Raw genomic sequence first — 8,675 nt, forward strand, 5'->3', positions numbered from 1 at the left:
CCGCCGTCTGGGCCGAGTCGCCGTTGCAGTTGCTCAGCGCCGTGGAGGCGCACGGCGCCGGGCTGCTCGGCCGGGACACGCTCATCTACCCGCGCAGTGATGCCGTCGGCATGGACAGCACCCTGCAGTCGCTGATGGAACAGGTGCCCAGCGGCGTCCGGTTCGCGCCGCCGGCGGCCGCCCTCCCGGCGGTGCGCAACAAAAAGCTCGACCGCTGGGTCACCGGCGACGCCTACTCCGGCAAGGTCCAGGCGGAACTGTTGCGCGGCGTGGGTGCGGACGAACTGGTCATCGTGGACGACGGCCTGGCGACGCTGAGCCTGCTGCAGATGCTGGTCAGCGTGCGGCCCGTCCCGCTGATCCGGCCGCGGGCGGTGCCTACCACCCGTCGCAAGGCGCTGGGTCTGGCCACCTGGTGGACCCTGCGGAGAATGGCCGGCCAGGGCCGGCTGCTGGTGTTCACGGCCTTGACCGTGCAGCCGTCGGTGGAGAAGAAGTTCCGGGCCCTCGGCGGGCATTTGGAACGGCACCGCTTCGAGTGGCTGGGCACCCAGCCTGTCACCGAGAACATCAGTGAGCCGACCATCGTGGTGGGTTCGGCGATGCCCGCCGACGGGCTGATCCGGGCGGAGCCCTACCTGGAGTGGGTGCGGTCGCTGACCGAGGACGGCCCGGTGGCGTATTTCCCGCACCGCCGGGAACAGCCGGAACTGCTCGGCGCCTTGGCGGAGCATCCGCTGATCCACGTCAAGCAACACACCATTCCGGTGGAAATGCGCCTGCGCGGCCTCCGGCCCGGGCAGGCAGTCCGCGCCCTGCCCTCCACGGTGCTGGCCTCGCTGCGCCTGATCCTGGCCCCGTCCGGCGTGCCGCTGAAGGGGCAGCCGGTACCGGACGACTGGTGGCTGCCCGGGACAACGGAAGAACTGCGCCGGCACCTGAGCAGCTCCCTGCGGGACGGAGGCAAGTGATGGCCCCCGAGCCGCGGCATTCCGCCGCGCCCGTCGCCGGCGGGCAGCACCCGGCCCAGCCGTTCCGTCTGCTGGCAGTCGCCGACAGCGACTCCTACCTGAAGTTCGCCTGCGCCACGCTGGAGTCCGTCGGCGCCGGGTGGGAGCGTGAGGTGCTGCTGGTGCGCTCCCCCATCCTTCCGACCCTGGAGCAGACCCAGGCGGCCACCGCCGGGACCTTCCTGGCCGGCAAGGCGCCGCGGGTGATTCCCGCCTCGGGTTTGCGGGCCGCGCTGGCGGGTGCCGACGTCGTGCTGGCGGCAGCCACCGGACCCATCGTGGAAGAGATCTTCGCCCAGGCGTCCCGGATGCCGCGGCGGCCGGCCCTGGTGTCCGCGCTGCCGGGAGTGGCCTTCCCGGCCACCCGTAAGGCGCTGAACTACCGGGCGCTCGGGGACGCGTTCATCACCCACAGCCACGCCGAATGCCGGGCGTTCAGCGACCTGGCCGACGCCATGGGGTTGCCGCAGCGGATCCTGGTGTCACGGCTGCCGTTCCTGGCCTCGGCCGGGCGTCCGGAGCCACAGCAGACGCCGCTGGATTCGGTGGTGTTTGCGCCGCAGGCCAAGGTTCCGGTGGAGCGGGAGCAGCGCGTGGCCATCCTGCAGGCCCTCGCTGCGTTGGCCAGGCGCCGGCCGGAGTTGTCGGTGCGGGTGAAGCTGCGGGCCTGGGCGGGCGAGCCGCAGACGCACACCGAGCAGTACCCGTTCGACCAGTTGTGGTCTGAATTGGTGGCGGCGCGGGCGGTGGGCGGGCACGAACTGCAGTTCTGCACCGGCCCCATGTCGGACCAGCTGACCCCGGGAGCCGCCATGGTGACCGTCAGCTCCACCGCGGCCCTGGAAGCGCTCGACGCCGGCCTTCCGGTGCTCATCCTGGACGACTTCGGACTCTCCGAGCAGATGTTGAACAAGGTGTTCGACGGTTCCGGGCTGGTCGGCAACCTGAAGGACCTGGTGGCCGGCCGGTTCGGGCATCCCGACCCGCGCTGGTTGCGGGACAACTATTTCCACGCCCAGTCGGTGCGGCTGGACGAGGTGCTGGCCAACTTCGCGGCACGCGCCAGGGCCGGAAAGCTCTCGACCGATCCGGATCGCCTGGCCGCGGTGCAGCGGCGCAAGCTGCGCTCCAGGCTGCGCACCGTCCTGCCCGCGCCGGCCTTGAGGCTGGTGCGGCGGCTGCGCAACGCCCGGCGGCTGCCCGCCTGAGCGATTAACCCGCGCTCCGTACCGTTTCGGGAATGGACGCGCCCGGCAATGTGTTGAAACACGGCGTAGACTGGATAGGCTGCCCGCCATCGGCGCGGCGGCCCTACAGAAGTGTTTCGAAGGAGAACCGTGGCAGAGAACCCCATCCGGGTAGCGATCGTCGGTGTTGGAAACTGTGCGGCCTCGCTGGTCCAGGGCGTCCACTACTATCGTGGCGCCGACCCGAGCGCAACGATCCCCGGACTGATGCACGTTGAGTTCGGCGCCTACCACGTCGACGACGTGCAGTTCGTCGCCGCGTTCGACGTTGACGGCAAGAAGGTGGGGCTGGATCTCGCCGACGCTATCGGCGCCAGCGAGAACAACACCATCAAGATCGCCGATGTTCCGGCCACCGGCGTCAAGGTCCAGCGCGGCCACACCCTGGACGGTCTGGGCAAGTACTACCGCGAGACCATCGTGGAGTCCGACTACGAGCCCGTGGACGTGGTCGCTGCCTTGCGCAAGGCCGAGGTGGACGTCATGGTCTGCTACCTGCCGGTCGGCTCCGAGAAGGCCGCCAAGTTCTACGCGCAGTGCGCCATCGACGCCGGCGTCGCCTTCGTTAACGCACTGCCGGTCTTCATCGCCGGCACCCAGGAATGGGCCGACAAGTTCACCGCGGCCGGGGTTCCGATCGTCGGCGACGACATCAAGAGCCAGATCGGTGCCACCATCACCCACCGCGTGATGGCCAAGCTGTTCGAAGACCGCGGCGTGGTGCTGGACCGCACCTACCAGTTGAACGTCGGCGGCAACATGGACTTCAAGAACATGCTCGAGCGCGAGCGCCTGGAATCCAAGAAGATCTCCAAGACCCAGGCCGTGACCTCCAACACGTCGGCCGTGCTCGGCGACGACGACGTGCATATCGGCCCCTCGGACTACGTGTCCTGGCTGGATGACCGCAAGTGGGCGTTCGTCCGCCTGGAGGGCCGCAACTTCGGTGACGCCCCCGTCTCGCTTGAATACAAGCTCGAGGTCTGGGACTCCCCCAACTCGGCCGGCGTAATCATCGACGCCATTCGTGCCGCCAAGATCGCCCTGGACCGCGGGGTCGGCGGACCGATCCTCTCGGCGTCCAGCTACTTCATGAAGTCGCCGCCGGAGCAGTACGACGACGACACCGCCCGCGCGAAGGTCGAAGCCTTCATCCGCGGCGACTCCGACCGCTAAGACGCACCGCAAGAACCGGGGCCGGCCCAATGGGGTCCGCCCCGGTTCTTCTTTTTGCCAGCCGGCGGCGGCTTCCGGGTAGATTGGGCTCATGGCCGTCCCCTCCCTGTCCCCCGCCGGGGCGCTCCGAGGACCGGCCCCCCTCCGCCGCCGCAACTACGCGCTGGACATCCTGCGCATCGTCAGCATCGTCGGCGTGGTTGTCATCCACTCCTTCGGCGAGCTGGCCGGCGACGACGACCGCCGCCACCAGCCGGACTGGATCTGGGCGGCGATCATCGACATAGCCTTCATCTGGGTGGTGCCGGTCTTCGTCATCATCTCCGGCGCCCTGGTGCTGGCGCCGCGGACGCACAAGGAAGGCACGCTGGCGTTCTACCGCAAACGCGCCCTGCGGCTGCTGCCCGCCCTCGTGGCCTGGCACCTGGCCTACATCTTCCTGGGCAGCCACCTGATGCTCGGGCGCGAACTCGAACCGGTCGCCGTGCTGGTGTCCGTCTTCGACACCCACGTGTACCCGCACCTGTACTTCCTGTGGCTGATCCTGGGCCTGTACCTGGTGGCACCACCGCTTGCCCGCTACCTGCAGCGGGTGACAATACGGCGGGCCGCCGCCGCAACCGGCGGCGTGCTGGTCCTGACCCTCGCGCTGTTCAGCCTCCAGGCCGCCAGCATCCAGTACGAGTGGGGCTGGCAGTACCCCTGGAACGTCCTGACCCAGTGGTTTCCCTACCTGGGGTACTTCATGGCCGGCTGGGTGCTCACCCAGGTGCGCCTCCCGCGCGGTGCCGCCGCGGCGGCGGGAGGCGCCGCCGTCGTGCTCTCCGTTTTCAACATCTGGCACTGGATCAACCAGGATTCCACGCCGCTGCTCAACGTCGTCACGCCGTCCAGCTACGTGGGGCTCGGTGTCACCGCGGCGGCGCTGTGCATCTTTGCCGCCGTGTACCACCTGCTGGCCGGATGGCAGCCGCCGGGCTGGCTGGGCCGGTTGCTCGTCCAGCTGTCCAATGCCTCGTTCGGCGTGTTCCTGTGCCACTACCTGTTCCTGACGTGGCTCACCTTCCACGTCTTCCCGGACCGGGAGCCGACGCTGCCGCTCCTGTTCCTGAAGTTCTCGGTGGCCACGGCCTGCTCCTTCGCCCTGACCCTGGTTGCGTTGCGGATTCCCGTGCTGCGGCGGCTGTTCTAGACCGCGGCCGCCGCAGCCAGGCCGCAGCGGCGCGGGCTAGAAGAGTCCGGTGATGACGCCGTCGTCGTCCACGTCCATCCGGCCGGCCGCCGGTTCCTTCGGCAGGCCCGGCATGGTCATGACGTCGCCGGTCAGCGCCACGATGAAACCCGCCCCGGTCTTCGGGATCAGGTCGCGCACCGTGATGCTGAATCCGCTCGGAGCGCCGAGGACCGCAGGGTTGTCGGTGAAGGAATACTGCGTCTTGGCCATGCACACCGGAAGTTTGCCCCACCCGTTCGCCTCGATCTCGGCCAACCGCCTGCGGGCCGGGCTGGTGAACTCCACGTGGTCCGCCCCGTAGATTTGCTGGGCGATGGTCTCGATCTTCTTCTCCACGGTCAGGTCAAGGTCGTACAACGGGGAGAACGACTGCGGCTGCTGCAGGACGTCCGCCACCTTCGCCGCCAGCGCGTCGCCGCCGGGGCCGCCGCCGCCCTGGCCCCAGACATCGGCAATAGCCGCCTCGACACCCTTCTGCCGGCACCAGTCCAGCACCCAGTCGAGTTCTTCGGGGCTGTCGGTGGTGAATTTGTTGATGCCCACCACGGGCGTGACACCGAATTTGAGCGCGTTGTCCACGTGGCGCTCCAGGTTGGCGATGCCGGCCTGCACGGCTTCCAGGTTCGGTTCCTTCAACTGCTCCTTCGGGATGCCGCCGTGCATCTTCAGCGCCCGGATGGTGGCCAGCACCACGATGGCGGACGGGGCGAAACCGCCGGCGCGCGCCTTGATGTCCATGAACTTCTCGGCGCCCAGATCGGACCCGAAGCCGGCTTCCGTGACGACGACGTCGGCGAGCCGGCGGGCGGTCTGCGTGGCCAGCAGCGAGTTGCAGCCGTGGGCGATATTGGCGAAGGGGCCGCCGTGCACGAAGGCGGGCGTGCCGGCGATGGTCTGGACCAGGTTCGGCTTGATCGCGTCTTTCAGCAGCATGGCTAGCGCGCCCTGCACACCCAGGTCCGCCACGGTGACCGGCTTGCGGTCGTAGGTGTAGCCGACGGTGATTCGGGACAGCCGGGCTTTCAGGTCGGCGAGGTTGGACGACAGGCAGAAGACCGCCATGACCTCGGAGGCGACGGTGATATCGAAGCCCGCCTCCCGCGGCACTCCCTGCGTTGGCCCGCCCAGACCGATCACCACCTGGCGAAGCGCCCGGTCGTTCATGTCCAGGACCCGCCGGAACGTCAACCGGCGCGGGTCGATACCCAGTGCATTGCCCTGATAGATATGGTTGTCCACCAGCGCCATCAACGCGTTGTTCGCCGAGGTGATGGCGTGGAAGTCCCCGGTGAAATGCAGGTTGATGTCATCCATCGGGAGCACCTGCGAATAGCCGCCGCCGGTTGCACCGCCCTTCATCCCCAGGATCGGGCCGAGCGAAGGTTCGCGGATGGCCACCATGGTCTTATGCCCGGCCCTGGCCAGGGCGTCGGCCAGGCCCACCGTGAGCGTGGATTTGCCTTCACCCGCCGGCGTGGGCGACATCGCCGTCACCAGGACCACCTGGCCGCGCGGTTCCTTGTGGCCATCCCCCAACTTGGCGGGATCAACCTTCGCCTTGTAGCTGCCGTAAAACTCGAGAGCCTCCGCCGGGATGCCGGCGGCGTCGGCAATGGCGGTGATGGGCCGCAAAGTGGCGCGGCGGGCAATCTCCAGGTCGGTCAGCGGAGCCGGTGCAGACATCGTCGTCCTTCTTCCTCACATGGGCCATACAGGCGGCAGTACCGCCACAGCCAACGTATCAGCCGAAAAGGCCGCCGTCACCGGTCCCCTCCGGGGGAGAAGAGAAGCGCAGAACGAGGCCTGGTGTGCTGGCTGGAAGCACGTATGCGAATGGCCCCTGAAGCGTCCAGCTCTTTGTCCGAGGAACGGAAATGGCCTGCCGCGCGATGATCGCGCGGCAGGCCATTTTCGTGTCTATCTGCCGCCGTTAGCGGCGGACGGCCCGCCGACCGGACAGGCTTTCTGCCACACCGATCAGAAGTACCGCGGCAATGACGGCGACGATGAATCCAAGTACGTTCAGTTCAAAGATGTCGCCTGTGCCCAGCAGGTTTGCGATGACACCACCGATGACTGCTCCGACTATGCCAAGCAGCAGCGTGGCCACGAGCCCCAGGTTCTGCTTTCCGGGCTTGATAAGGCGGGCGAGTGCTCCGATAACCAGCCCTGCAATGATGAAACCGATCATGTTGCCTCCTCAGGTTGCGATGAACCCACCATAAGCATACTTAGTGATCGTACGCAAAACGTTTCATCTAGCCGGCGACGGTCAGGCGCCACTGAGACGACGCTGCCGCGCAACCTCCGGGAGGCCGATCTTCACTGAAACACCACGGCACTGGAGCGGCGGCGACTGCTTAAAGGCGGAGGTGCTTAAAGGCCGAGGCCCGCGCCTGGAGCAACCCGGGCGCGGGCCTGAAGCTACATCGGGTCCAATGCGACTCATCGGATCCTCCTCGCGGATGTGTCCCCTACAGGACGGCGTATTTATTTGCACGTGCCGGCTGGAACTCAGCGGATGAGCTGGCGGTGCGACAGCAATTCGTCGCGCACCTGTTCCAAGCGCTGTTCGTCAACACCCACGTTCTGTATTCGTTCCCACAGCGAGACGCTCTGGCGGAGCTTGCGGATCATGGCATTCACCTCCTGCCTGGCCAAGAAATTCGGCATGCCCGCTGCCGCGGAGCGTTTCGGGCTGTCCGGCGCCGGCACGGCGAAGCCCGCACCCCCGGGCATGGCACCGGCGTCGCCGGGACCGTCGCCGCCGGTGTCAAGGCCGCGCAGGCTTCCGGCGGTGATCACCTCGCCGTGGCCGCGCAGCTCCGTTTCCCGGGCCTGCGCCGGCTCGGGTGGACGGACGGATCGTTCCGGTGCCGGCAGCACGGCTGCATCCAGCGGTTTCATGAGGGGTTCCTCTCTGGGGTGGGCGAAGTTTTCTCCGGAATGGGTTGGATTTCGGGCAGGACGCATGGCGGTATCCAGGGGGTTGCCGTTGTCGGGGCGGGGCCGGTGGCCGTGCTCGAAGCAGCAGCGGGGGTCGCCGCGTCGGCAGCGGGTATTGCGGTAAGGGTGCTCATAGCGAAGTCCTCAAGGCGGAAGGTGAGGCCTCCGCGCGGGGGAGCTAGAGAAGTGCGGCGATTGACAGACGGCAGCGGTTCAAGACTTGAACCGGCCCAATCAGCGAAGTTCTACTGCGCAGAAATGGCGGAGGCGGGTCGTCGGAGCGCGGCGAAGGAGTTAAACACTCCGCCCGGCGTCTTGGTCATATTCACGATTCCCACCTCCCTTTCCTGATAGCGCCAATAGATACGTCCGAGTTGAAGCTCCTGATTGAGAAAGTTCAATCGGACTCGTCCAACGTACCCGATTGCTCCCGCTTCTGCCTAGCCACGCCCGGGAACTTATTCATCTTTTTCCCGCCGAACCGGCGTGTCGTCCGCAACACGCCGCATAACGACGGCGGTGCCTCGCCTCAACGAGGTGCTTCCCCTTTCGGCGACCCCTCGTTCGCGCTCCGTCCGCCTTGGCCCGGTTTGCCGCCCGTTCCGGCGGCCAGGCAGGCTCCCTAGACTGGACCCGGATGCGAGCACCCCACCCCCGGACGGGACGACGACATGGAAACTGGAGCTCCGCCGGGACCCGTGACCGGACCTGCGGCCCCGAAGTCCCCGGCCCGCATTGACGAGCTTGATGCCCTGCGGGCCTTCGCGCTGCTGGGCATCCTGTGCGTGAACATCTGGTACTTCGCCGACCCGTATGCCGTCACCGGCGGCTCGAACCCAAAGTTCCAATCCGGTGCGGACACCGCGCTCCGCTTCGCGGTCAGCCTCCTGTTCGAGGCCAAGTTCTACATCCTGTTCTCGTTCCTGTTCGGCTACAGCTTCGTTCTGCAGTGGGCTTCGGCCGTGGCGGGCGGCCTGGCGGCGATCCTGTCGTCGTTGACCGAGGGGGAGATCTTCTTCCTCGACGAGATCCACCGCATGTCGCGGCCGGCAGAGGAAATGC

General features: G+C 67.4%; 7 protein-coding genes and 1 pseudogene. 5 read left to right on the forward strand and 3 right to left on the reverse strand.

Annotated elements, in window-relative coordinates; genetic code table 11:
- The 4 genes from AC5RV2_RS11655 to AC5RV2_RS11670 form a co-directional block, all read left to right on the forward strand.
- A partial coding sequence (locus AC5RV2_RS11655) for a hypothetical protein (protein WP_494092465.1) occupies positions 1-971 on the forward strand: 971 nt, incomplete at its 5' end.
- The gene (locus tag AC5RV2_RS11660; protein WP_494092466.1) at positions 971-2,218 is read left to right on the forward strand and encodes a DUF6716 putative glycosyltransferase; all 1,248 of its coding nucleotides are present in this window, start codon (positions 971-973) and stop codon (positions 2,216-2,218) included. The genes AC5RV2_RS11655 and AC5RV2_RS11660, both read left to right, overlap by 1 nt.
- 129 nt (positions 2,219-2,347) lie before the next feature.
- Positions 2,348-3,433 (forward strand): inositol-3-phosphate synthase, encoded by a 1,086-nt coding sequence (locus tag AC5RV2_RS11665; RefSeq protein ID WP_494065354.1) that lies wholly within the window; start codon positions 2,348-2,350, stop codon positions 3,431-3,433.
- A gap of 91 nt (positions 3,434-3,524) precedes the next feature.
- A complete protein-coding gene (locus AC5RV2_RS11670) occupies positions 3,525-4,625 on the forward strand; it encodes an acyltransferase (RefSeq protein ID WP_494092467.1) in 1,101 nt (366 codons plus the stop codon).
- Between the two features lie 36 nt (positions 4,626-4,661).
- Here the strand turns inward: AC5RV2_RS11670 and AC5RV2_RS11675 are convergent, their stop codons facing one another.
- The 3 genes from AC5RV2_RS11675 to AC5RV2_RS11685 form a co-directional block, all read right to left on the reverse strand.
- Positions 4,662-6,350, reverse strand: a complete 1,689-nt coding sequence (locus AC5RV2_RS11675) for a formate--tetrahydrofolate ligase (protein ID WP_494092468.1) — start codon at positions 6,348-6,350, stop codon at positions 4,662-4,664.
- A 247-nt stretch (positions 6,351-6,597) separates the two neighbouring features.
- Entirely contained in the window at positions 6,598-6,858 is a 261-nt protein-coding gene (locus AC5RV2_RS11680; RefSeq protein WP_494065357.1) for a GlsB/YeaQ/YmgE family stress response membrane protein, read from the reverse strand.
- 323 nt (positions 6,859-7,181) lie between these two features.
- Positions 7,182-7,574 carry a hypothetical protein gene (locus tag AC5RV2_RS11685; protein WP_494092469.1) on the reverse strand — a complete coding sequence of 131 codons (393 nt, stop codon included), beginning with the start codon at positions 7,572-7,574 and terminating at the stop codon, positions 7,182-7,184.
- A 737-nt stretch (positions 7,575-8,311) separates the two neighbouring features.
- On the opposite strand from AC5RV2_RS11685, the pseudogene AC5RV2_RS11690 reads away from it, so the two are divergent.
- Positions 8,312-8,675: pseudogene (locus AC5RV2_RS11690) on the forward strand (hypothetical protein); the annotation flags it as partial.

Source organism: Arthrobacter sp. Y3225116, assembly GCF_059091245.1.